The 24,147-nt window shown below is 54.1% G+C and carries 18 protein-coding genes and 1 pseudogene; 12 read left to right on the forward strand and 7 right to left on the reverse strand.

The genetic code is table 11. The annotated features are described in order from the left end of the window. The first annotated feature begins 10 nt into the window (after nucleotides 1-10). Both yhbH and AABA21_RS39530 read left to right on the forward strand, forming a co-directional pair. Nucleotides 11-1,153: a sporulation protein YhbH gene (gene yhbH, locus AABA21_RS27760; protein WP_338255226.1), complete on the forward strand. Its 1,143-nt coding sequence runs from the start codon at nucleotides 11-13 to the stop codon at nucleotides 1,151-1,153. A gap of 17 nt (nucleotides 1,154-1,170) precedes the next feature. Then, nucleotides 1,171-2,615: pseudogene (locus tag AABA21_RS39530) on the forward strand (SpoVR family protein). A gap of 61 nt (nucleotides 2,616-2,676) precedes the next feature. On the opposite strand, the gene AABA21_RS27775 reads toward AABA21_RS39530, so the two are convergent. Continuing rightward, nucleotides 2,677-3,285 (reverse strand): sulfite oxidase-like oxidoreductase, encoded by a 609-nt coding sequence (locus tag AABA21_RS27775; RefSeq protein WP_338255230.1) that lies wholly within the window; start codon nucleotides 3,283-3,285, stop codon nucleotides 2,677-2,679. 241 nt (nucleotides 3,286-3,526) lie between these two features. Between AABA21_RS27775 and AABA21_RS27780 the strand changes: the two genes are divergently transcribed. The 3 genes from AABA21_RS27780 (at nucleotide 3,527) to AABA21_RS27790 (ending at nucleotide 6,314) form a co-directional block, all read left to right on the forward strand. Further along, nucleotides 3,527-3,919 carry a DUF2203 domain-containing protein gene (locus AABA21_RS27780; protein ID WP_338255231.1) on the forward strand — a complete coding sequence of 131 codons (393 nt, stop codon included), beginning with the start codon at nucleotides 3,527-3,529 and terminating at the stop codon, nucleotides 3,917-3,919. Nucleotides 3,920-3,938: 19 nt separating this feature from the next. Next, on the forward strand, nucleotides 3,939-4,808 hold the full coding sequence (gene prmC, locus AABA21_RS27785; RefSeq protein WP_338255232.1) for a peptide chain release factor N(5)-glutamine methyltransferase: 870 nt from the start codon (nucleotides 3,939-3,941) through the stop codon (nucleotides 4,806-4,808). A 138-nt stretch (nucleotides 4,809-4,946) separates the two neighbouring features. Next, entirely contained in the window at nucleotides 4,947-6,314 is a 1,368-nt protein-coding gene (locus tag AABA21_RS27790; protein WP_338255233.1) for a glycosyltransferase family 4 protein, read from the forward strand. Nucleotides 6,315-6,574: 260 nt separating this feature from the next. Here AABA21_RS27790 and uvrA read toward each other — a convergent pair whose 3' ends face one another. Further along, on the reverse strand, nucleotides 6,575-9,763 hold the full coding sequence (gene uvrA / locus AABA21_RS27795; RefSeq protein WP_338255234.1) for an excinuclease ABC subunit UvrA: 3,189 nt from the start codon (nucleotides 9,761-9,763) through the stop codon (nucleotides 6,575-6,577). Between the two features lie 641 nt (nucleotides 9,764-10,404). Here uvrA and AABA21_RS27800 point away from each other — a divergent pair. After that, the gene (locus AABA21_RS27800; protein WP_338255235.1) at nucleotides 10,405-10,701 is read left to right on the forward strand and encodes a hypothetical protein; all 297 of its coding nucleotides are present in this window, start codon (nucleotides 10,405-10,407) and stop codon (nucleotides 10,699-10,701) included. On the opposite strand, the gene AABA21_RS27805 is transcribed toward AABA21_RS27800, so the two are convergent. Beyond that, a complete protein-coding gene (locus tag AABA21_RS27805) occupies nucleotides 10,682-11,446 on the reverse strand; it encodes a phytanoyl-CoA dioxygenase family protein (RefSeq protein ID WP_338255236.1) in 765 nt (254 codons plus the stop codon). The two genes, AABA21_RS27800 and AABA21_RS27805, sit on opposite strands and share 20 nt — an antisense overlap. An 867-nt stretch (nucleotides 11,447-12,313) precedes the next feature. Between AABA21_RS27805 and lepB (AABA21_RS27810) the strand changes: the two genes are divergently transcribed. Together lepB (AABA21_RS27810) and lepB (AABA21_RS27815) are read left to right on the forward strand one after the other, a co-directional pair. Then, nucleotides 12,314-13,024 carry a signal peptidase I gene (lepB, locus tag AABA21_RS27810; RefSeq protein WP_338255238.1) on the forward strand — a complete coding sequence of 237 codons (711 nt, stop codon included), beginning with the start codon at nucleotides 12,314-12,316 and terminating at the stop codon, nucleotides 13,022-13,024. A gap of 78 nt (nucleotides 13,025-13,102) precedes the next feature. Further along, a complete protein-coding gene (gene lepB / locus AABA21_RS27815; protein ID WP_338255240.1) occupies nucleotides 13,103-13,882 on the forward strand; it encodes a signal peptidase I in 780 nt (259 codons plus the stop codon). Between the two features lie 61 nt (nucleotides 13,883-13,943). On the opposite strand, the gene AABA21_RS27820 is transcribed toward lepB (AABA21_RS27815), so the two are convergent. The 3 genes from AABA21_RS27820 to AABA21_RS27830 all read right to left on the reverse strand — a co-directional run bounded on the left by AABA21_RS27820 (nucleotide 13,944) and on the right by AABA21_RS27830 (nucleotide 17,355). After that, nucleotides 13,944-15,047 carry a zinc ribbon domain-containing protein gene (locus tag AABA21_RS27820; protein ID WP_338255242.1) on the reverse strand — a complete coding sequence of 368 codons (1,104 nt, stop codon included), beginning with the start codon at nucleotides 15,045-15,047 and terminating at the stop codon, nucleotides 13,944-13,946. Between the two features lie 205 nt (nucleotides 15,048-15,252). Then, the gene (locus tag AABA21_RS27825; RefSeq protein ID WP_338255244.1) at nucleotides 15,253-15,696 is read right to left on the reverse strand and encodes a hypothetical protein; all 444 of its coding nucleotides are present in this window, start codon (nucleotides 15,694-15,696) and stop codon (nucleotides 15,253-15,255) included. Between the two features lie 438 nt (nucleotides 15,697-16,134). Next, complete coding sequence (locus AABA21_RS27830) at nucleotides 16,135-17,355, reverse strand: hypothetical protein (RefSeq protein WP_338255246.1); 1,221 nt, start codon at nucleotides 17,353-17,355, stop codon at nucleotides 16,135-16,137. 444 nt (nucleotides 17,356-17,799) lie between these two features. Here AABA21_RS27830 and AABA21_RS27835 point away from each other — a divergent pair, with 444 nt between their 5' ends. Together AABA21_RS27835 and AABA21_RS27840 are read left to right on the forward strand one after the other, a co-directional pair. Then, the gene (locus tag AABA21_RS27835) at nucleotides 17,800-20,244 is read left to right on the forward strand and encodes an endonuclease MutS2 (protein WP_338255247.1); all 2,445 of its coding nucleotides are present in this window, start codon (nucleotides 17,800-17,802) and stop codon (nucleotides 20,242-20,244) included. A gap of 313 nt (nucleotides 20,245-20,557) precedes the next feature. Beyond that, entirely contained in the window at nucleotides 20,558-21,616 is a 1,059-nt protein-coding gene (locus AABA21_RS27840; protein ID WP_338255248.1) for a lytic transglycosylase domain-containing protein, read from the forward strand. 82 nt (nucleotides 21,617-21,698) lie between these two features. Here AABA21_RS27840 and AABA21_RS27845 read toward each other — a convergent pair whose 3' ends face one another. Next, complete coding sequence (locus AABA21_RS27845) at nucleotides 21,699-21,983, reverse strand: hypothetical protein (protein ID WP_338255250.1); 285 nt, start codon at nucleotides 21,981-21,983, stop codon at nucleotides 21,699-21,701. Between the two features lie 262 nt (nucleotides 21,984-22,245). On the opposite strand from AABA21_RS27845, the gene AABA21_RS27850 reads away from it, so the two are divergent. After that, a complete protein-coding gene (locus tag AABA21_RS27850; RefSeq protein WP_338255251.1) occupies nucleotides 22,246-23,208 on the forward strand; it encodes a FliA/WhiG family RNA polymerase sigma factor in 963 nt (320 codons plus the stop codon). A gap of 651 nt (nucleotides 23,209-23,859) precedes the next feature. Continuing rightward, nucleotides 23,860-24,120 carry a carbon storage regulator gene (locus tag AABA21_RS27855; RefSeq protein ID WP_338255253.1) on the forward strand — a complete coding sequence of 87 codons (261 nt, stop codon included), beginning with the start codon at nucleotides 23,860-23,862 and terminating at the stop codon, nucleotides 24,118-24,120. Nucleotides 24,121-24,147 lie beyond the last annotated feature (27 nt).

Consider the following 24,147-nt stretch of genomic DNA (forward strand, 5'->3'; position numbering starts at 1 on the left):
AAAATCATCCATGTCTGTCTCCCAACATGATTGGTCATTGCACCGCAAGGGTCAGATCGACCAGGAGCGCCACAAAGAAAAGATCCGCGAAGCGGTCAAGAAGAATCTTGGCGATATTGTCAGCGAAGAAAGCATTATCCTCTCCGATGGCAAAAAAAACGTCCGCATCCCGATCCGCTCGCTTGAAGAATATAATTTCCGCTATGATTTTGGTCGGCAGCAGCACGCCGGTCAGGGCAACGGCAAGAGTAAAGTAGGCGACGTCGTCGCGCAGGAGCCGAAACCGGGTAAGGGTAAAAAAGGGGAAGCGGGTAAAGAGGCTGGTTACGATTACTATGAAGCAGAGATCTCAATGGAAGAACTGGCGGCTCTTATCTTTGAGGATCTCGGCCTGCCCAATCTAGAGCAGAAGCGGCAGCAGGAGATGCAGACCGAGGCGGTCCGCTTCACCGATGTGCGCAAGAAGGGGGCCATGGCCAACCTGGATAAGAAGCGCACGATTATGGAGAATATCAAGCGCAACGCGGCCAAGGGCGAGCCCGAGTTTAAGGATATTAAATCTGACGACCTGCGCTTCAAGGTCTGGGAGCCCACCATTAAATATCAGTCGAACGCCGTCGTGATCGCTATGATGGACGTTTCAGGCTCGATGGGCGAGTTTGAGAAGTATATCGCGCGCAGCTTCTACTTCTGGATGGTGCGTTTCCTGCGTACGAAATATAACAATGTGCACATCGTCTTTATCAGTCACCATACCGAGGCTAAAGAGGTGACTGAAGAAGAGTTCTTCCATAAAGGCGAGAGCGGTGGTACCCAGGTATCCTCGGCCTATGAGCTGGCGCTGCAGATCATTCAGGAGCGCTACAATGCGAACGACTGGAACATCTATCCTTTCCACTTTTCGGATGGGGATAATCTGCCCTGGGATAATGATCGCTGTGTACAGCTGGTCAATAAGCTGATGGAGCAGTGCAACATCTTTGGCTACGGCGAGATCCGTGAGGGCCACTATCGTTCTCCCAGCACGTTGATGTCGGCATACAACAAAATCAATGACAAGAAGTTCATTCCTGTTACCATATCGGATAAAAAAGAGGTGTATCCCGCGCTGCGCAAGTTTTTTGCCCAGCGTGATCCTGTACCAGGCAGGTAGATTCAGGAGGTTCTTGCATGAATAATGTTGCTCATAGCGACATTGAGCGCCTGCGCGATGGCATAGATGCAGCATGGGAAGAGGCCAGAAAATTTGGCCTCGATCCTTTTCCAACGCATTTCGAGCTGGTCCCTGCGTCTATCATGTATGAGTTCGCCTCCTATAGCCTTCCGGGACGCTTCAGCCACTGGACCCATGGGAAGGCGTTTTACCGGCAGAAGATGCAGTATGATCTCGGGCTGAGCAAGATCTATGAGATGGTGGTCAACACAAATCCCAGCTATGCTTTCCTGATGGATATGAATAATTTGCTGCAAAATACTTTTGTGGCGGCTCACGTCTTTGGCCATACCGACTTCTTCAAAAATAATGCCTACTTCCAGCACACCTCGCGCCGCATGATCGATAAGGTCAGTATACACGCTGAACGTATCGCCAAGTACGAATTCGATCATGGCAAGGATGAGGTCGAGCGCTACCTGGACGCGGTGCTCTCGATCCAGGAGCACATCGATTATAATCTCTTGCTGAACAGGGAAGCGCCCGCCGATGCTGAGGAGGGCAGTAAGACGCCCAGCACCGAGTTCGATGATATATGGGGTCTGGAGGATCGGGCGAAGAGGGCGGAAGAGGAACGCGAGCTCAAGCCTGGCAAGCCACCAAAGTTTCCAGAGAAGCCTGAGAAAGATCTTCTGCTGTTCCTGATTCATCACTCGCCGCACCTGGAGCCCTGGCAACGGGATGTGATAGAGATTGTGCGGACCGAGATGCTCTACTTTATCCCGCAGATGCAGACCAAGGTGATGAATGAGGGTTGGGCTTCGATCTGGCATTCGCGCATCATGCGTCAACTGGGTGACCGGGGGTTATTACCGACTCCGAGACGGTCGAGTTCGCGCAGCTGCACTCCGGCGTCCTGACACCTTCGCGCACCTCGCTCAATCCGTACTACATCGGTTTTAAAATCTTCGAGGATATCGAGCGACGTTGGGATAATCCTACCCGCGAGGAGCAGGATCGGCTGGGCCGCAAGCCGGGCCAGGGTAAGCAGAAGATCTTTGAGGTGCGTGAACTGGATAACGATGTCTCGTTCTTGCGCAACTACCTGACCGAGGACCTGGTGAAGGATTTGGACCTTTATCTGTACAAGAAAGAGGGCGATGATTGGGTGATCGCCGAAAAGAACTGGCAGAAGGTGCGCGATACCATTGTGGCCAATATGACCAACTTTGGGCATCCCTACCTGGTGGTCGATAACGGCGATTACCATGGCAATCGCGAACTGTACCTCACCCATCTCTTCGAAGGCCAGGAACTGGATCTCAACTATGCCGAGAAGACCCTGCAGCATGTCTACATGCTCTGGGGCCGTCCCGTGCACCTGGAGACCGTCTACGAGGGCAAGCGTATCCTGCTCACCTACGACGGCGAGCGCAACAGTAAGAGCACACTAGAAAAATAAAATAGCTACTGGTAGAAAACAAACGTGGTGGCCGCGCCGGCGCGGCCACCACGTTTGTTTTCTACCAGTAACGTTCTTCTTTCCAGGGATTGGCACGGTTGTGGTAGCCGCGCTGCTCCCAGAAGCCGGGACGATCACGCTCCATAAATTCCAGGCCATCCAGCCACTTGGCGCTCTTGTAGGCATACAGCTTGGGCACCAGCAGGCGCACCGGCCCGCCGTGGTCCGGTTCCAGCGGCTGCCCATCATGCTTCAGGACGATCATCACATCGTCGTCGTCCAGATTCTCCAACGGAAGGTTGGTGGTGTAGCCGGTCCATGAGTGCGCCATCACAAAGTGGGCGTCGGGCAGCGGTTTGGCGCGCTGCAAGATCTCACGGATATGCACGCCCTCCCAGGTGTTATCGTAGCGGCTCCAGGTGGTGACGCAATGAAAGTCCGACGTCATGGTGGTGTGTGGGAGGGCCAGGAATTCGTCCCAGCTGAGCTCCAGCGGCTGCTCTACCAGGCCGGTGATCTTGAACTTCCAATCGGTCGGTATCCCACTCGGGGTGCGTTCATAGCTTAAGACCGGCCACTTCTTCGTCAGATATTGTCCGGCTGGCAGGCGATCCAGGCCATCTGGCCGCTTCTCCACCGGCGCATTCGATTTCTTCCCAAACAAGTTCATATCCCGAGACTCCTTGTCTATATTGGCAGACCTATTATATCATCCGTTATCTACCACGACGATTGACCACAAAATGAAGATGGTTACGCTTACATATTTGAGTAGCATACGTTATTCTATCTGATAGGAATAGATACGTTTTAACGGGGCTATTTTTTCGGCCCTGTTGACGATCACAGTGTAGATGGCGTAATGGTTGTAGGCGAAATCATGATATACTCTGGCAAAGGTGGTTGTTTCGATGGCCCATTATTTTACACGTGCGGAGGCCGAGGCGCTCCTACCAGCGATTCTACCCATCTTAAAGCGGATTCAGCAGGCTCGCCAGCGGATACAGTGGCTGGAGGAGGAGCTGATGACGGTTCAGGCGCGGGCCATGCATAATGGTCATCATTTGCAGCAGCATAGTTTGCAACTGCAGGAGAAGGCGGTACAGGCGGCCGATAGCCTGCGCGAAGCCGTGCTTGAGCTACAACGATATGATTGTGAGCTCAAAGATCCCGATAGCGGACTGATCGATTTTCTGAGCTTGCGCGATGGAAAAGAAATTTATCTATGCTGGCGGTTGGATGAGGAACGCATCCTGTTCTGGCATCCCATTGAAGGTGGCTTTGCTGGTCGCCAACCATTGTAATGTTTAGGGATAAAAGAAGATGACAACGTTGCGGGAGGCATTGGCGCAGGGAGCACAGACTCTGGCCCGGGCCGATATTCAAGGAACGCGCCTGGAGGCACAGGTGCTACTGGGAGAAGTGCTGGGAATGGATCGTTCGCGCCTGCTGGCCTATCCCGACCAGGTGCTGACACGTGAGCAAGAGCAGCTTTACCACAGCTATCTTCAGCGGCGCGGCGCCCATGAGCCGGTGGCATACATCGTGGGCCACAAAGGATTTTATGGTCTGGATTTCCTGGTGGACCGGCGCGTGCTTATCCCACGCCCTGAAACCGAGCTGCTGGTGGAGGCGGCCCTGCAAGAGATCGACCAGCGCCTCGCCAGCGGAATGGCCCCCGTAGTGGCCGATATCGGCACCGGTAGCGGCGCTATCCCCATCAGCGTGGCGGTCTCGGAACTGCGCCTCCCCTATATCTATGCCTGTGATATTTCTCCAGAGGCCCTTGAAGTGACGCGCCAGAACTGTGTGCGTCATCATATGACAGACCGCGTGCGTTTATTAGAGGGAGATCTACTGGCGCCTTTACCTGAAGCGGTCGATGTGCTACTCGCCAATCTGCCCTATGTTGGAGAGGATGAGCGGAGCGATATGAACGCGGATGTGCTGGACTATGAGCCGCCGCTGGCCCTGTTCAGTGGCCCACATGGGCTAGACCTCTTGTATCGACTCTGCAAAGATGCACACACTTCTGGTACCCTGAAAAGAGGAGGGGTGATGCTGTTGGAGATCGGTTATCAACAATGCGAACCGCTGACGCACTTTCTCCACGGACTCTGGCCGCAGGCCGCTATCCATTGTCAGAAAGACTACGCCGGCTGGGATCGCCTGGTACACGTTCGCCTGCCGTAACAGGACATTTGTAATCAGGCGAAGAAAAAGGCGCATCTTTGCGTTTTCTTAACGAAAGCGTATAATTGGACACATTGATGGGGCGCAATGTTGCTTTCCCATCGTAATATTATTACCACCATTTTAGGGGGCATATTCATGGTTCTGGCGCATGTCCTATATAGCCAGCCAATCTTTTCGCTATTATCTACCTCTATTATTCATGCGGACCACCCGAGTGTAAGTCTGGTTTTATTGCTGGCTGGCGCGATCTGCGCATTTATAGTGTCGTATCTGCTGATCTTTGTAGTTATTAAATTAAGCAAGCGCTACTCCCTGGTGCGCAAGGCGGAGCCTGGTCGCAAACAGGATACCGTGTCTCGATTGGGTGGTGTGCCCATCTTCATCGCCTTTGTCATCTCGGCGTTGATCTTCTACATCCACAATCCCGATCTGCAGCAGAAAGAGATCATCATTTTCTGGCTCTTCCTGGCTGCTGCCACTTTGATCGTGGCGGTGCATGCGTATGATGATGTGCGGCCCCTGAAGCCGCTGCCCAAATTGCTGGCCCAGACCCTCGCGGTCATTATTGTGATGGGACCCTTTTTCAACGGCAAGTTTAATGGCGTGCTGCTCTTCGGCTTTGGCAATCCCTTTCAGTCTCTCTCTACCGGCGTCGTGCCTTTTTATCATGGCAGTACCGTCAACATCTTTATCAATAGCACCGATATCCGCCTGCTGGCCATTCCCGCCGTTATCTTCACCTGGTTCTGGATGGTCGGGATGATGAATACCGTCAACCTGATCGATGGCCTGGATGGATTAGCCGGGGGCGTGGTGGCGATTACCGCGATCTGCATCGCCATTACCAGCTGGGCCCTGCAGCAATATACGATCGCCGTATTATGCGCCATCTTTTCCGGTGCCGTGCTGGGATTTTTGCCGCATAACTGGAATCCCGCCAAAATATTTATGGGTGATAGCGGCTCGCAATTTTTAGGATTGTCACTAGCGGTTCTCTCGATCATGGGTGGTGCCAAGATCGCCCTGGCGTTGATGGTGCTGGGAGTTCCCATTCTGGATGTGGCGATTGTCATTATTAACCGCCTGCGCCGTGGCCAGCATCCTCTGCACTATGATCGCACCCACCTCCACTATCGCTTGCAGGCCACCGGCCTGAGCGTCAGGCAGATCTGCTATATCTTCTATGGCCTGACCATCCTCTTTGGTGTGCTGGCCCTCTCCTTTGGCCACTTCTTCAAGCTGATCGGTATTATCCTGGTCATGCTTGTGATGGCCGGCCTGATCGTCTGGATCGACTCGCGCCAGCAACAGCGCGGCCTGCCAATCAAGCTGGACAAATCCGATCCCGGCAAAAACGGTCCTGCCAGCGTCGTACCGATCACCGAAGACCCGGTCACGGATGGACCTCCTGACAAGCAAGAGCCCGGTCAAAATGGAGACTCGGTCGCCCACTATCCGGAACAGGTTGCCAACAGTGGTCCTTCACGACCTCTTTCCTCGTAAAAGTGCCCCTGCTGCATGATCACAAAACAACTATCTGAGCATAGCAGGAGTCCATTATAGGATAATGCAACAGGGGCGCACCCGCGCTCCTGTTGCATTATTACAAAACGAATATATGCGTATAGCAGGAATTCACTATAGAATGATGCAGCAGAAGCGCATTCGCGCTTCTGCTGCATCATTCTATAAAATCCGTTGCGGCCGCGCATGCGGACGCCTATGCGGGGGCGATCATGCACCAACGGGTGCTGATCAGCGTCCTAATTGGGGACGCTGGTCAGCACGCGGTGGCTCTTATTCTCGACCTCTTCGTTGAGCATGCGCTTCAAGAAGTGTCCGGTATACGACTTTTTGTTGGCCGCCACCTCTTCAGGCGTGCCCTCGGCGATAATGGTGCCGCCGGCGTCTCCACCTTCAGGTCCCAGGTCGATCAGCCAGTCGGCGCTCTTGATCACATCCAGATTGTGCTCGATGACGACGATGGTGTTGCCCGCGTCTACCAGGCGCTGCAGGACATGCAGCAGACGTTCCACGTCAGCGAAGTGCAGCCCCGTCGTTGGCTCGTCCAGGATGTACATGGTGCGTCCGGTGGCTCTACGCGAGAGCTCGGTAGCCAGCTTGACGCGCTGCGCCTCCCCACCTGACAAAGTGGTGGCTGGCTGCCCCAGGCGCATGTAGCCCAGACCAACATCGAACAGGGTCTTCATCTTGTTCTGGATCGATGGCACGTTGGAGAAGAAGTCCTGCGCCTCCTCCACCGTCATGTCGAGTACGTCTGAGATCGTCTTGCCTTTGTAGTGGATCTCTAGCGCCTCGCGGTTGTAGCGTTTGCCCTGACAGACCTCACACGGCACGTAGACGTCTGGCAGGAAGTTCATCTCGATCTTGACGATACCTTCACCGCGACAGGCCTCACAGCGTCCACCTTTGACGTTGAAGGAGAAGCGTCCGGCCTGGTAGCCACGTATCCTTGCCTCCGGAACCTGGGCGAACAGTTCGCGAATGCTGGTAAAGGCGTTGGTATAGGTGGCCGGGTTCGAACGTGGCGTACGGCCGATCGGTGACTGATCGATATCGATCACCTTGTCCAGGTGCTCAAGCCCCTCGATGCTGTCGTGCTGACCAGGCTTTTGGTGGGCACGGAAGAAGTGCTGCGAGAGCTTGCGATACAGGATATCGGTGATCAAGGTACTCTTGCCGGACCCCGATACGCCGGTGATGGCGACAAACTTGCCCAGCGGAATATTCACATCCACGTTCTTCAGGTTGTTCTCCCTGGCGCCCCGAATCGTCAGGGAGTTGCCATTGCCCTCACGGCGCTCCTGGGGTATCTCGATGCGACGCCGGTGCGAGAGATAGTCGCCCGTGATCGAGTTGGTGTTGGCCACAATCTCATCATAGGTGCCCACAGCCACCACATGTCCACCGTGCTCACCGGCTCCCGGACCGATATCAATGATATAGTCGGCGGCGCGCATGGTATCCTCATCATGCTCGACCACCAGCAGGGTGTTGCCCAGGTTGCGTAGCCGCTCCAGCGTATGGATCAGCCGATCGTTGTCCCTCTGGTGTAGACCAATGCTGGGCTCATCCAGGATGTAGAGCACGCCCATCAGGCCCGAGCCGATCTGCGTGGCCAGGCGGATGCGCTGTGCCTCGCCTCCAGACAGGCTGGTGGCTGAACGATCCAGGGTCAGATAGTCCAGGCCGACATCCAGCAAGAACTGGATGCGCGCGCGGATCTCTTTAAGAACCTGGCGCGCGATGAAGCGCTCGCGCTCACTCAGGGTGCTCAACAGCAGAGGACCCCTGGTGGGGATCGGCGTCAATGGATCGCCGAGTAGGGAGCCGTTGCCAGTGGCTTTTTTGCCGTTGCCCTTTCCTTTGCCGTTGGCGACCACATGGGTGACCGGAGGCGTTACCTCGGCCGTCCCATTCTCAAGCTCATGGAAGAAGGACTGGGTGCGTGCGATGGCCAGGCGCGTCACCTGCACGATGTTGCGCCCACCCACCGTGACCGCCAGAGCCTCCGGCTTCAGACGCGCCCCATGACAATCGGGACACACCCGAGCCGACATATAATTCTCGATGTCCTCGCGTACGCCCTCGCTCTCGGTCTGCTTATAGCGCCGATCCAGATTAGGGATCACCCCTTCAAAGTTGGTGGTGTACGTTTTGGTATGTCCATGCTGCGGCGTATAGCGGATGCTCAGGGGCTCATCATCTCCGTAGAGCAGCTTCTGCTGCACCTCGGAGCTCAGCTCTTTCCATGGTTTATTGAGATCGAACTCATAGCGCCGGGCCAGTGCCTCCAGGGTTGCCATATACCACTGGCTGCCATTGACCACTTTGCTCCACGGCGCGATCGCGCCCTGCAGAATGCTCAGATCGGGATTGGTTACGATCAGCTCGGTATCGATCTCCAACTGCGTACCCAGACCTGTGCAGGTGGGACAGGCTCCGTGTGGACTATTAAAGCTGAATGTGCGCGGCGCGATCTCTGGCAGGCTGATTCCGCAATAGACGCAGGAAGCCTTCTCAGAGAACAGGATCTCTTCACCATCCACTACCGCGACCAGTACCACACCGTTGCCCAGCTTCAGTGTCGTCTCCAGCGAATCAGAGAGGCGCTGGCGGAAGGCTGGATCTACCTCTTCATGTACGATGGCCGCGATGGCCGGCTCTGCGATGCCGCTCTCATCCACATGCGATTCTTTGGCGGCATTGACCTTGTAGAGGGCTGCTGGCTCCGCCACTTTTTTCAGTGGGGCGCTACCATTCTGCCCATCTTCATCCGCCTGCTTCTTCTGTTTGCGGATGATCAGACGGTCCACCACCACCTCGATGGTATGCTTCTTCTGCTTATCCAGCTCAATCTCATCGCTGAGATCCATAATCTTGCCATCCACACGCACACGAACGTAGCCTGAACGGCGCATCTCCTCGAAGATATTCTTATATTCGCCCTTGCGCCCCTGTACCAGGGGAGCGAGCAACAGGATGCGCGAACCATCGGGCAGACTCAGGACCGCGTCGACGATCTGCTGTAGCGTCTGCTGGCTTACTTCTCGCCCACATTTAGGACAGTGCTGATGTCCGATTCTCGCATAGAGCAAGCGCAGGTAATCATAGATCTCCGTGACAGTACCCACGGTCGAGCGAGGGTTATGTGAGGCCCCCTTCTGATCGATAGAGATAGCCGGGGAGAGGCCATCGATATGCTCTACATCGGGCTTATCCATCTTATCCAGGAACTGGCGCGCGTACGCTGAGAGGGACTCAACATAGCGGCGCTGGCCCTCCGCGAAAATGGTATCGAATGCCAGGCTACTTTTACCTGAACCGGACAGGCCCGTAATAACGACGAGTTGATCTCGGGGAATGGTCACATCGATATTCTTCAGGTTGTGCTCGCGGGCACCACGGATCACGATCTTATCTTGGGGCATATTCTCAAACCACCCGTTACTAACTGATTATTTTCATAAATACAAAGACACACTGTCCGCAGAGACGCCTGTCTGCCTGTATGATATCGTTTGATGCCTTTATGTACGTATATATTGTCAAGTATAGCTATCTGTCCAACGAGCGACTGGCCACAGGGCCAATGCTTTCAACATACTACGCCGGCGCCCCTTTGAGAGGGGCGATGGTATCGTTAGTGGAACGTGCGCGCCCGGGTACGAGGCCGCTTCGCGGCAAGCGCCCGCAAGGGGCGCACCTACGACGACGATCTTCGTTTCCGATGCCGTTGTGCATTGGCCACAAGGGCCGAATTGCGGGCATGCACTGTCCCTGAGCAGAAGCATTATGGGCTTTAATACAAACAAACGTTCCATATAACACTACTATACTTGTTCCTTTGACGTCAAGTGGTCCTGAAATAGGTCATAGGTAGGAAAAAGGCTGCATAGAATGGATGGTGTATTGTTACTCTCATTCGAGATATTTCACTCACTTCTTCCACATATTCCACTCATAAAGGAAAACAAAACCGGCGACGGCTCTATTCCCTGGTATACAATCCGATAGGTAAAGACAAAAATAAACAAAAAGAATCGACGCCATTCATTTTTGCCAAAAGGCAATGCAACAAGAACCCCGAAACATCCCCGAAAAAAGGAACGTACTCCCCGAAAAAAGGAACGCCCGTGTAGAGTCGACCTTCAACGGTCGACCGGGCTGCCAGCGCCAGCGACGGCAGCCCACGTCCCCTCGCGATACCGCTTCTCCTGTCTTTCACGTCGGCCCACGTGGTACCCGCACGCCAACGTACCACACACGTCCCCAAAAGCATCGCATGGAGCGAGATATTCTCCACCAGGAGCCCGACGATCTCAAGGGGTCGCCGCTACAACATTATGTTAACGGCCGGCCGCGCTGACCACGTCGCTCATCCCTGGCCATTCGCGCCATATATCGGTCATGCATTCCCAGTGCAGGGCATCGTGATCGATGTGCGAAAGGCGGAAGAAGATACCATAGCGAATGAATGGCGAGGTATTGCCCGCGATGGTATGCGCGAGCTGATAATGGACCAGCGCAGCGTCCCCAGCGCTGGCCGTCACCTGCTGTGGTTCTGGCAATGGCGTGTCCGGCATGCCCTGCAGCAGGCTTTGAGGCGTATGTTCACGGAAGTATTGTTCGTAGAGCCGATGAGTCCCTGGCCACACCGTAAAGTTGCCCATAAAAGGGTGCGGAATATCACTCAAGAAGACCCCGAGCAGGGCCGTAAAATTCCCGATCACCCCTTCCTTTACCCCGTTGAGAGGACTATGCATCCCATCGAGGTGGGGCTTACCGATGCGTTCAGGACCCTCTTGTGGGAAACGCAGGGCGATCTGCCCCGAGCGTACCGGCTTGATGTTCCCCTGCCCGATCGCCGACTCGGCCACGCTCCACAGAGGCGAAGCGTGGAGCAGATTCGTAATAGCCCCCGACTCCTGAAGCTCAGGACAATAAGAACGCGAACGTAGCGTCGGCAACTGCGCGGGATCCATCCCATTCGATCCCAGCGAGAGGTTGATGGCGCGCAACGCATCATGCACCAACGGTGTTGGAATGATGCCCGGTAGCTTCACAAACCCCTGCTCAAAGAACGCCTGTTTCTGTTGATTGGTCAATTCCATTGCGAGCGACTTTCCTTCATCTGTTTTGCGTTTCTATGATCTAAAAGGACACGCTACATACCATACTTTTTTCTGCGTGTCAGACTTTTTGAGTTGATGCAGCAGGGCTTGCCGCCGATACTTTCAACATAACACGTTGACGTCCCTTTAAGAGGGGAGATGGCATCGTTGGTGGAACGTGCGCGCCCGGGCACGGGGCCGCTTCGCGGCAAGCGCCCGCAAGGGGCGCACCTACTGATGCCACTACATTGAATGTATTGGGGCTCGCCGCCCTCCTGCACCACCCGTCTTGAGGGGCCGCTTCGCGGCAAGCGCCCGCAAGGGGCGCACCTACTGATGCCACTACATTGAATGTATTGGGGCTCGCCGCCCTCCTGCACCACCCGTCTTGAGAACGCAGCTCTCTGCTTAAGTAGGTGCGGCAGGGGTGCGCATCTGCGCACCCCTGCCGCACCTACTCAAAAACCAATGCGGCCGCGCAAGCGGACGCTCGGGCGCGGGCGCTCACGCCCCCGTAAAAAGTGTGTCTGACACCCTCTAAGCCTACCACAAAGAAGTGGCGATTTGTGGTGTAAGGGGGAAAAATGTATAATAAATGTATATTTCCTCCAGGATTCAGTTCAAATGCTAGCTTTTTTGAACAAAATGCAATAGCGCTTTTTCGCAACCTGGAAGGCTCGCCGCGGATATACTAAAATATGGAGATGCACGTGTGGCGGTATTTGTTATGGAGCTCAAGTTCACAGGACGGATATAATAAAGATGGGGCAATACGCTAGGCCGCTCTATGTGTAGCTAGCGATCAATTGATGGTGCTCATCCAAATACTGTTCCACATATATACGTTGCAATGACAAGGTGAATGGTTTGAAAGACAAAAAAGAACTCAGCAAACAACATCGCCTCATGCGCGAGATTATCGAGACGGTTATTCTCACAATCTTGATGTTTGTTATCATCAACCTGGCGGTACAAAACTACGATGTTGACGGCCCCAGCATGGAACCAAGCCTGCATAATAAAGAGCGAATCATGGTCGATAAAGTCTCATATCACCTGCATGATCCTGCGCGCGGGGATGTTGTTGTGTTTGTGGCTCCGCCAGATCCGGCCCTGAACTATGTTAAACGTATCATTGCGGTTCCCGGGGATGTGATTACCATCCAGGGCACGACCGTTAAAATTAATAATACCGCCTTACAGGAGACCTATGTTGATCCCTCATATCAGGGCAATCCCTATCAGCCGATTGTGAACAAGGTTGTGCCCAAGGATGAATACTTTGTCATGGGCGACGATCGAAAGAATAGCTCTGATTCTCGTCTATGGGGATTTGTGCCGCGTCAGAACATCATCGGGCGCGCGGCCCTGGTCTACTGGCCTCTCAACGATAACAACAGCGGCTTCCTGCCCGATGTTTCCTCTGTCTTTGCGCACGTTCCGACCAACGCTACCAGGACTGATAACCTTTCCGGCAACGTTCACCTGGTAAGTAGTACTTCTGGGGAAGGTGGGGTAATATTTTTCGCTATACCAGGGGTTTTCCTGGTATGCTCAAGGTGTAAGAAGAAACGTTGACATCGGGTACCACGAACAACTGGTAGCGTCGTCCTGGTCGAGCTAGCCCTTGACTAGCCAGAGTACAGAGGAAAATCGGTGGATTTAGAATTTGATTTTGAGAAACGATATCGACTCGTTCGTGAAATTATAGAGACCCTGGTCTTAACCGTTTTAATGTTCCTGGTCATCCGTCTCGCGGTACAGAACTTCAATATTGATGGCATGAGTATGGAGCCTAATTTACATAACCAGGAACTGGTCATTGTAGATAAATGGTCTTATTTCTTTCATCAACCGTCTCACGGAGACGTGATCGTATTCGTGGCTCCCCCCAATCCCACCCAGGACTACATCAAGCGTATCGTTGGCATGCCTGGAGACGTGATTACCATTCAGGGGACCAACGTGACCGTCAACAACAGGCAGTTGAGCGAGACCTATGTTGACCCACATCGGCAGGGCAATCCCTATCCCCCCATCACCAATATGACGGTCCCCCAGGGCGCCTATTTTGTGCTCGGCGATAATCGCAATGGAAGCTCGGATTCACGTGACTGGGGCTGTGTACCGCAGCAGAACATTATCGGGCGCGCGGCCCTGGTCTACTGGCCCCTGGGACAGGATAACTACGGTTTCTTGCCCGGCGTATCATCCGTCTTCAACAAGGTAGGAGCGCCACCGCAGACCGACGGAACGACTATGTGCCCCATTCGCCATATCCAGCCCGCGACCGCGTCCACCACATCCGCCTCCGCGCAGGCTCAGGTTGCCGTTCCATCGGAGCAGAGCGCTAATCCCTTGAGCACCGCCAGCATGCTCCTCCTCCCCGGCCTCTTCGTCGGCTGGAACAAATGGAGACGCCGCCGCAAAAAATAATGCGGGCGAAACAAAAAATGGACCGGCATTGACCGGTCCATTTTTTGTTCTCTCACATCACTTATAACGTGAAGGTTAGCTGCTGATTGTCGAGCTTGACCGCTTTAATTGAGCGCCCGAGCTTGTTCTGCGCATCGGATAGATGCTTATCCAGCATCGGTTTGAGCTCGTCCGGAGATTCGATGAGGCCCAGCACCCCTTCGACGTTGACATCATTGGCTACCAGGTGTCCGCTGCTATCTAGCGTGGGCACCATACTAATTGCGGAGGGATAGCCATAGACCTGGAAAGCTATGCGGACCCGCTGGGGCGTGATGCTCGTCTCGGGTTTCTGGACCGGGTTCGATGGCGCCAGGTTGAGCACGATCAGGTTGTTGATAGTGCTCTCATTGATTGGCAGCGTGGAGCCGGGTGGCAACAGTTGCGTGAGTTGAGACGAGGGCATCTGATCTACCGCAGACGTCATGGCTTTATCGAGTTCAGTTTGAGCGATATTATGTGCATAGGGACGCAGGATAAAGATCCAGCCAGCACCTATAATAATCAGGAGCAGAACAAGGGTGGTGAGACAACCCAGGATGCAGCCACCCTTACTCCGTCGACGTCGTGGTGCCTCACCCTGTGAATAGGCCGAATTGATAACAGCTGGAAGCATTTGAGACCCTTTCGTAGTTGTGTTTAGCTTATAATATAACAACGGGGCGGCTTGTGGGAATGGTGACAAGGCGGCTTGCGATGAAATGGCTGGCTGTTCGTCCGGCGTGTGAAGTTCTGGATGGGTAATACTAGAGATGGAGACCGGCACGGTCGGCAATTCTGCGGTATATTGGCCTGGTTTGGTTGCTTCCTGAGGAAGTGGGGCGCTGGCATTGTGATGTAAGACGTTACTGTCGGATTCGGTCAGTGGTTGTTCAGGAGTAGTCAACTTGCCAGACTGATCTTTTAGCGTTTGCTGCCATGCTCGCATCGCGCGCATCTCCTCGGGTGAAACGCGCAAGGTGGCGTCTTCCGATGTGGTACCGCTTTCCATCTCCTGCCCCTTTACCTCCTCCACTGCTGTATCTTCCTCTGCCGCAGGCGACTCTGTCTCCTCCACGATCGCGCCGCAATGTGGACAGAAACGTGCCTGCGGGCTCAGTTGCGCCTGACATCGTTGACACTTCATGGACACAATGCTCCATAGTGAATGAATTTGCCTACTTTTAAGTATATGCTGATTTATAATTATTGTCTATGAACAACTTCGCAGGGAGAAAGAACGTATTCAGATAGCCTGGTACCTCTTCCACTTCTAATACGTGGGATGTGAGAATGAGAGATGCGTAGGTATCCTACGCATCTCTCATTCTCACATCCCACGTATTATGTCCTTACCATTCGCGCTTAAGAATTTCATCCATTGATGCGATGATCTGAGCCCGCTTGGCTGGATCTCGTTCAAGTTCTCCCTTGACCTGCTCAATCAATGCTTCTTCCTGGTCAGATGGCAGTTGATAGCCGTAAACCTGGTGGATCGCGGTCGCGGCGGTTCGCCGTACCTTTTCGTCGTCGCTCAATTGAGGAGGTGGTAGCCGTTCGACGCTCCGTTTATCGGTGGTTCCTGGAGGGCTGTCACCTTTCAGTGGAACCAGTCCGTTGGCCGCGAAGGGAATGTCACTATCGATCAGATGGGCGGAATGTGGCGTCGCGCGATCAATGTGCACGATCGCCAGTTGTTCCGTAGGTTGTAGAGAGGCAATAGTACCTTCCAGATAAATGACTTCCGGAGCACCCCAGAAGACACGTTCTCCTACATGTAAAATCACGATGCTCACTCCAATTTCTTCTTTACCTGGTATATATCTCTTCTTCTCTATCTGGTATACGACCCACATGGCAGATAGTTCCAATATAGGCGAGCCTGTGCGCACACATGACCGTAGGTGCCGGGCTTGCTCCCAATACGTTCAATGTAAGATCATGCAAAACGAGAAACGACCACAGTACGTGCGGGGCTTGCCCCCGCTTGCTTGTCCCCCAAGCGGAAAGCTGATTCAAAGCGACCAGGAACGGTTGCATGCGATGCATCGCATTCTGCTTGCTGCTTTTTCGAGCGGCGAGCAAGCAAGCGGGGGCAAGCCCCGCACGTACTGCTTCTCTTTCTCTTGTTGCTTGCTCTAAAGTTGAACGTATTGGGGCTTGCTCCCGCTTGTCGCGAAGCGGCTCCGTACACGGGCGCCCACGTTTCCTTTCGCATTCAATTCATGAATACATTACCCTCGGCATGCTTGTTGCGAAGCAGTCGCCTGGTTGGCATCTCCCTGCTGGATGCTTTCGCCCGTCTGCCGTCCAAGGGCGGTGCCGATATAGGTGCCGATCAATCCGAGCGAGAGGCTGGCTACCGTGCCGATCAGTCCGCTACGGCTCATGACTCCCAGTGCTGAATTGAGCTGGAAGACGGTCATTGGTACGCAGGCCAGCAGACCCAGGAGGGCGCTGCTCCAGTGCAAGCGTCGCCATGACCATCGCTGCCGACGGGCCCGGTTGATCACCAGATCAAAGATGGGGGCCAGTACAATTGGCAGAATGGGCCAGAGGCGTACCGCCAGAATGGAGACAAAGGCGAATGCATTCAGGGCACGTCGATATTGTAGATGTTCAGCGGCAACCAGGTAGCTTGTCGCTGGCGGCACAAAGGCGGTAAAGATCAGGCCTACAACGATATACAGCAGGATCACGGTTGTCGCTGACCAGCGACCGCGTACCGCCGTCTGGGCCGTCATCAGGATAAAGGTGGTTAAGAAACCCGCCAGCAGAGGATAGAGGCAGAGTTTAAACAGCCCCAGATCTAAATAGTTGGTGATGGTAAGCGCGTCTGAGAGCAGGATCGTGAAAATACTGAGCACCAGGCTTAACGCCACGCCTGTTGACAGCGCGCTGATCCGCTCACCTCGCCTCTGTCCGGCGACCCGTGCCAGCTGGCCCGCCGAGCGTAGCATAAAGGCAGCCCCCAGCGGCATACTGCCCATCCCTACCAGGATCATCACGTGAAAAGGGGTCCATAGAGCCACATCGATACCGTACAGAGAATGCCAGTAGCTATCGAGTGGAAAAGCGATCGCCGCGTCCAGTGCCGCAAAGCCAGCGATATAGGTTCCCAGGGAACTATAGAACATTCCGGCGAATTGTGTGCTATACTGTGCTAGTTGGGGTTTACGCCGAACCACCATCGTTTCTACGCAGACAGCCGTTAACGCCAGGAGACCACCCAATGTTATGCCTGTAAGCATCATAATATGAGGCGGGATCAGTGTGCGATCCCGACCGACAAAGAGATGCCATTGAATATCCCAGCTCGTGCCTACAAGCGAGATAAGGGCGCATACGACGATACCCAGGCCAGTTGCCAGGCGCGTCACCCATAGTGTTTGTAGCGTAGGTGCCTTCACCAGGGCCTGCTGGATGTCCTGTGTGCCACCAAGTGCTTTTGCCATCGTGTTCTCTTCCTTTGATGTGTAAGATTGATAAGCCTGCAACAAAGCAGCCAGGTTCTCAATTTGGATAAGTGAGATTGAGATGTCTTCCGCGAGAGAGTCACGCCTGTCAGGCAAGCGTCGCACACGCATTCTCTCCATGTACTATATTACCTATTTTACGTTAAATATTCCGAAATTGTTAGAGAGCAAGCTTCGCCAACCCGAAAGATCATGGAAAGTGATCGCCCCCGTTCGGGCGTCCGCCTACGCGGCCGCACATATTTTGTAGTGTTGGTGCAACAGGTGCGCATTTACACATCTGTTGCACCAACACTACAAAATACTTCCGAGCACCGCAGGAATGTTTCTTTTCGGGGCGGATGCCATGAGAATTGTGTAGAGATGCTGCGTCCAGGGCTGACGCAGTGCTGTGTTGTGTAAAGAAGGACCCAAGACGAGATTATGCACGAGAAAAGTATACAGACGCTAGAGTTTCCAAAGATCTTAGCGAAGGTGGCGCATGAGGCGGCGTTCTCGGCCAGTAAGGATTTAGTCCTCTCCCTGGAGCCGACGACCGATATCGACGAGGCTCGTCGTCGCCTGGCGTTTACCTCCGAGGCAACGCGTTTGATCGATTTGAACGCGGACATCGGGGTGCGTGGCGCCCACGATATCCGCCCCCTGCTATTGCGCGCCTCCCGCGATGGCGTACTATCACCCACGGACCTGGTTGAGGTGCTGGCGACCACGCGCAGCATCCTATATGTAGCGCGCGCGCTGGACAAGCTGGACCAGGAGGTCTTCCCGCTGCTGCACGCCCTGGGTGCCGATATCCCACAAAAGCCACACATTGTGCGGCGCATCGAGGAGACGGTCAGCGAGGATGGTGAGGTACTGGATACGGCCAGTCCGGCCCTGCGCAAGTTGCGCTTCGATATCCGTGGCGCGAACCAGCGTCTGCAGGATCGTCTGCGTACGCTGGTAAACGAGTTTGGTCCTGCCCTGCAGGAGGCGATTATCACCACCCGCAATGATCGCTATGTCATTCCGGTTAAGGCCGATGCGCGTGGCCAGGTGCGCGGCATCGTTCATGATCAATCTTCCAGTGGCGCGACCGTCTTTGTCGAGCCAATGGTGATCGTTGAGCTAAACAACCGACTGCGCGAGCTCCAGGTCGCGGAACGGCAGGAAGTTGAACGTATCCTGCGCGTCCTTTCTTCCGAGATCGGTAAGGACGCGGAAGAGTTAAAGCTGGGCGTTGAGCTGCTGGCTGAGTTTGATCTCAACCTGGCCAAGGCTCGCTATAGCCGCATGACGCGTTCAACGTCTCCTAAACTTAATGAGGGAGGCATTGTCAATCTGCGCAACGCCCGCCATCCATTGCTCACCGGCAAAGTGGTGCCGACGAACTTCCATATCGGGCTCGACTTCTATATGGTGGTGATTACCGGTCCAAATACCGGTGGTAAGACCGTGGCCTTGAAGACCGTGGGCTTGTTAACCCTGATGGCGCAGTCGGGCCTGCACATCCCGGTGGACGATGACTCTGAGATCTCTATCTTCCAGAATGTCTTCGCGGATATCGGTGATGAACAGAGCATTGAACAGAATCTCAGTACCTTTTCGTCGCACCTGAGCCGCATCATTGAGATCCTGAAAACGATTGAGGATGCGCGCAAGCGTAGCAAGCCAGATCTGCATGGCAAGCTTGGTGAGGAACTGGCCCAGCGTGAGGCGAAGCCCGTCAATGTCCTGGTTCTCTTTGACGAGTTGGGAGCCGGTACCGATCCCAGTGAAGGTTCGGCCCTGGCACGTGCCATTCTGACTTTCCTGTTGGATCGTCACGTGACCACCGTGGCAACCACCCACTATACCGAGCTCAAGGCCTTCGCCCACGAGCAGAAGAACGTGGTGAACGCTTCGGTGGAGTTCGACGTCGAGACGCTATCGCCAACCTACAAGTTGAGCATCGGTCTACCGGGACGCAGTAATGCGCTGGCGATCGCGCAGCGCCTGGGACTGGATCAGCGCATCATCCGTGGCGCGCGCCGCTTCCTGGGTAGCGCCGGCGTGCGCATGGAGAACCTGCTTGAGGATCTGCAGAGTGAGCGCAAGGCCGCCGAGGACGAGCGCTTCCATCTCAGCATGGAGCATGCCGAGGCCGAATACCAACGCAAGCAACTGGAAAAAGAGCGTCAGGATCTGGAGATCGAGCGTGTACGCATCTTAAACGAGGCCCGTGGCCAGGCCAGGCGCGAGCTGGATAGCGTTCTGAGCGAGCTAGCCAAAGTGCGCGTCGATGTCAATCGCGGTCAAATATCACGTGAACGGCTCAACGAGGCGCGCCAGCGAGCCCGTGGGCTGGAGGAAAAGGTCAGCGTGGTCCCCGAGCCTCAGCGCAGGCGAACGGCCGAACCAAGCGAGAAGCTTGAAGGACCATTGCAGATCGGCGATACTGTACGCGTACTCAGTTTTGGCCAGAATGCCGACCTGGTTGGACTCTCATCCGACCGCAGTGAGGCAGAGGTCCAGATGGGTGCGCTCCGCTTCCGCGTCAACGTCGATAATATCGAACGCATCAGCAAACGCAAGGTCAATAGTGAAGAGAGGTACAGCACGCGTCCCAGTGTCGTGCGCACGGAATTAGAAGAGCGTGCTCCTGTGGGATTGCAGCTAGACATCCGTGGTCAGCGCGTCGAAGACGCCCTGGAAGAGCTGGACACCTACCTCAATGACGCTGTCCTGTACGGCATGTCAACCGTACGTATTGTCCATGGAAAAGGCACAGGCGCCCTGCGTGCCGCCGTACGCGAAGCCCTGACTCGCCATCCACTGGTCAAATCCTATGTTACCGCCCCACCCCAGGAAGGCGGCGACGGAGCCACCAACGTCACCCTCCGCGCCTAACAGCGAGAGGTGTGAGGGATTGGAACGACACAACGGATCGGTGCATTCGCACCGATCCGTTGTGTCGTTCCAATCCCTCTTATTAATTAATATCGACATATTTATTATCATTACCTTTGGGCCAAAACAAATCTTTTCCTACCTTTTTTTAGTACTAAATACGTGCGCATAATGGACCGAAGGTCCTGTCTATTGCGGCGTATTTGACCCAGATACCACTCTCCGTTAAGCTGTTTGTGGTGTGTAACAAATAGCATGATTTTATTTCACTGTGACGCGCACTGAATATATCGAAGGTGGTTAGAGTACAGAGATGTCTCAATTTCAACCAAAGCAATCTTTTAACAAGAAGAACCCACCAGGCGATCATCGTGCCAGCACTATTTCTGTCGCTTCTGACGTTGCTGCGAATGTCACGCGCAATTTGCCGCCCGAGCCAGAAACGATACCGATGCCGAGCATGCCACCTGGTGGAGGCTTCTCACAATTTCCCGCGCAGCAGGGGAGTCGTGGACAGATGCCTATGGCGCCAACGAGTGAGAACGGCTTGCGTGTAGAACAGAAGGGCATGCAACGGAATCTGCCCGCGGTAAGAACGACGAGGCAGCTGTATCCAAATCCTATTTCGATCTCAATTCCGTTAAGCAATGCTCCAGTAACGCCTCTCCCGCAGTCGGTAATCATCTCGCGCGATCGCAAGGTGCCGCTGGTCATCCCCGGAAAAAGACAGCATCTGCCTGATACCGAGGCTATGGATTTTCGACGGCGTCACTTATCAGTGCGCTGGCGACAGGGTCTGACCCTGTTAGCAATGCTGGGTACATTCATGATCATGATGCTATCGCTGACCCCACTTGGGTCGCAGAGCGGGGGGCTTAGTGGTCTGTTACACTCGACCAGTGTTCCCAGGACGCAAGATCTTGATTTGTTATCCCGCAGCAGTAGTGGTAATCCAGATGGTTACAATGAGCCGCTGAGTGGAGATAAAGCCAAATATGTGGATCTGGCGCGGAAGGATGCTGAGAAATATGGCATTAGCCCGGATCTCTATGTGCGACAGATTCAACAGGAAAGCCATTTTGATCCCAATGCCTATTCATACGTTGGGGCGATCGGCATTGCCCAGTTTATGCCCGAAACGGCGAAGGAGATGGGCTTTGATCCGCATGATCCGGTGGCCGCGCTGGATGGGGGCGCTCGATTTATGGGTGATCTGAACAACCGCTTTCATGGTGATTACGCCAAGGCGCTGGCGGGCTATAACGCTGGTCCGGGGGCGGTTGACATTGCTGTAAGCTCCTGTGGGGGCGCCTGGCTCTCCTGCATGGATCCACAGGCTCAGGCCTATGTTTATATCATTGAGGGCCAGTAAGCCGGATAAAGAAGAAAGACAGACAACGCGGCGCGTGGGCAATCTTCCACGCGCCGCGTTGTCTGTCTTTCTTCTTACCCACCTATACATCCAGTTCGTCGTTGACCAGGCCTTGCTCGTAGAGCCATTTCACGAAGTGCATGCGATAATCTTCTGTGATACGCTGGCGCATTTCCGCGTTTTCATAGAGGTGCTCACGCAGGTTGAGTAATGTGACAGCCTCGTCCCACTGGAAGCCACTGTCGATCAGATAATCCAGCAGGAGTTGATCTTTGCCAGTGCCGGGATGATAGTGTTTCATTTCAAGCCTATGTGCACCCTGTTTTGGCTGATCGGTGAATTCATTGGGCGGTGGCATATCTCTCATCGCGCATCTCCTCTATTTATCAGCATTCGTATCTGCGGTCTAGTGAACTGCACCTCTGCGCATCTGGCCTCCCCATTTTGCTGCTATACCTTCCTCTATCGGCTCTCCACAGGCCAGACTATACCTTTTTGACTTGAGGACTCTTGCAGGAGCAATCAAGGGACCTGTGTCAATGTTAAGACTGCTTGCCTGGACGCTACACTTCTACTCAACAGTGGGCGGGGAATGTGCGGCGAAAGTTTTATGCAAAAAGAGGTGTAGTATGGGTACAGATGCACCAGCAGAGGTAGATGGACTCTGGGGAAAATATGTCGAGCACAGGACTGCAGAACTTCGCAACGAATTAATTACACTCTATGCTCCTCTCGTCCGATTTGTGGTTGGACGTTTAGGAATACCTCCGACGGGATTACTGGATGCCGAGGATCTTGTCAGCTATGGTATGATTGGCCTGATCAATGCTATTGATCGGTTTGATCCTGCCCGTGGAGTTCGCTTTGAGGCATTTGCTTCCGTGCGTATTCGCGGCGCTGTCATTGATCAACTGCGTTCGCTCAACTGGCTGCCCCGTTCAGCTATCTCGCGGGTACGCCAGGTTGAAAGTGCATTGGCAGTGTTGGAGCAACGCCTGGGGCGGCCAGCTAAGGAAGATGAAGTAGCGGAGGAAATAGGGGTGTCGACGGAACGCTATCGGCAGATGTTGTTGGAAATGAATGCCACGGTACTCTCTCTTGATGCTCCACTTGGCTCTCTCCTTCAAGATGACGAAGTGACCTCCCTTTCTGAATTGCTAGAGGATCAAAGTTCTCCCGGGCCTGTCGAACAGGCTGAACAGCAGGAACTCACAGATATATTGGGGGCAGCCATCGATCATTTGCCCGAGCGTGAAAAACTGCTACTGGCTTTATACTATCAAGAAGAATTAACGATGAAGGAGATTAGCAAAGTCCTAAGTGTCTCGGAATCACGTGTCTGCCAGCTCCATATCCAGGCGATTATGCGGCTGCGAAGCACTCTCCATGTATACCATCTGGATGAGGGGGAGCAGCAAGAAGAAGCGGTCGGCGTGGGTCGGGGCCGAAAGAAACACGCAGGTGCGGCAAAGGGAGACGCACGCCAGAAAGAAAACACGGACACTACCTCTCCAACCTACGCAAACCAGGAAACGAGAAAAACCAGGGCGCTCACGGGACATGGATCGCGTGGTCGCAGGAAAATTTCTTGAAATTTTTTAGCTTGCGCGCTGCCTGCCCTGGTTGGGCCCTATTGAACATAAAAATAGGGTCCGATACTATGGTGTATGATGGGAAAAGGCGAATGGATGGGGTGGAGATAATGGAACGTCTAACACTCATGAGACGTGTTTTCTTTAGGGAGTCGTTTCCATGAAAGTAGGTAGTGTGGGTTCACAATTGTACCTGGTTCATGCGCAGCGGGGAGATTGCATTCAAGGGCCATCACCATTACGGCGGAGACCGTTGTCCTGGCTAGATCAGATGGCTCGTGTCGCGCGCATGGTCACAATCCCATGGTTAGCAGATATCTCATCAGTGGCACCAGAAAGCTATATGACTCGCGTTGAAACATTACAGACGTCTATTCGTATTGGTGCTTATAATGTTGATAGTGTTGCCCTGGCAAGGTGTATACTAAGAAATGAAACCCATTTTGTTGGTATGCATGAAGAGTTGTCGTGATGGTTAGCCAGGTCTGCTCTACCCATAGTGTTATCCCTTTGCGTCTAATGGAAGTTGCATGGCGACCCGCATGCGCTACCTGGTTTTTCTTACGCGGTCACGCTGAAAGAGGCGCCCTTGCTAATGTTAGTCGCGGCGCAGGGACGCTTAGGCTATGCTTCTTATGAAGGGAGCTTTACATGCTTGTTTTGCGACGAAAAGTTGGTGAAAGTATTGTGCTTGCTGGGGTGATCAACATTTCAGTGTTGGCCGTCGAGGGTGAGCGCGTCAAAATAGGGATTAGCGCACCCCCTGATGTAACAATTGTACGTGAAGAACTGTTGCGTACAAATGCTACAGAGCAGCCAACAACGAGTCCGGCTACAAATCCGGCTACAAACCCGGCAACGAATCCGGCCACGAACTCGAATACACCTCCAGCCCAACCACAACCTCGATAAGAATAACCTGTGGCATTGCGTCTTCTG

The organism is Dictyobacter halimunensis, assembly GCF_036245075.1.

Bases quoted from the DNA above. Each gene is read 5' to 3' on its own strand.
- AABA21_RS27845 (WP_338255250.1), bottom strand. From the start codon at position 21,983: ATGAGAGATATGCCACCGCCCAATGAATTCACCGATCAGCCAAAACAG.
- AABA21_RS27820 (WP_338255242.1), bottom strand. From the start codon at position 15,047: ATGAAGTGTCAACGATGTCAGGCGCAACTGAGCCCGCAGGCACGTTTC.
- AABA21_RS27800 (WP_338255235.1), top strand. From the start codon at position 10,405: ATGCAACAAGAACCCCGAAACATCCCCGAAAAAAGGAACGTACTCCCC.
- AABA21_RS27855 (WP_338255253.1), top strand. From the start codon at position 23,860: ATGCTTGTTTTGCGACGAAAAGTTGGTGAAAGTATTGTGCTTGCTGGG.
- AABA21_RS27835 (WP_338255247.1), top strand. From the start codon at position 17,800: ATGCACGAGAAAAGTATACAGACGCTAGAGTTTCCAAAGATCTTAGCG.
- prmC (WP_338255232.1), top strand. From the start codon at position 3,939: ATGACAACGTTGCGGGAGGCATTGGCGCAGGGAGCACAGACTCTGGCC.
- AABA21_RS27780 (WP_338255231.1), top strand. From the start codon at position 3,527: ATGGCCCATTATTTTACACGTGCGGAGGCCGAGGCGCTCCTACCAGCG.
- uvrA (WP_338255234.1), bottom strand. From the start codon at position 9,763: ATGCCCCAAGATAAGATCGTGATCCGTGGTGCCCGCGAGCACAACCTG.
- AABA21_RS27840 (WP_338255248.1), top strand. From the start codon at position 20,558: ATGTCTCAATTTCAACCAAAGCAATCTTTTAACAAGAAGAACCCACCA.
- AABA21_RS27775 (WP_338255230.1), bottom strand. From the start codon at position 3,285: ATGAACTTGTTTGGGAAGAAATCGAATGCGCCGGTGGAGAAGCGGCCA.
- AABA21_RS27805 (WP_338255236.1), bottom strand. From the start codon at position 11,446: ATGGAATTGACCAATCAACAGAAACAGGCGTTCTTTGAGCAGGGGTTT.
- AABA21_RS27850 (WP_338255251.1), top strand. From the start codon at position 22,246: ATGGGTACAGATGCACCAGCAGAGGTAGATGGACTCTGGGGAAAATAT.
- AABA21_RS27790 (WP_338255233.1), top strand. From the start codon at position 4,947: ATGGTTCTGGCGCATGTCCTATATAGCCAGCCAATCTTTTCGCTATTA.
- AABA21_RS27830 (WP_338255246.1), bottom strand. From the start codon at position 17,355: ATGGCAAAAGCACTTGGTGGCACACAGGACATCCAGCAGGCCCTGGTG.
- yhbH (WP_338255226.1), top strand. From the start codon at position 11: ATGTCTGTCTCCCAACATGATTGGTCATTGCACCGCAAGGGTCAGATC.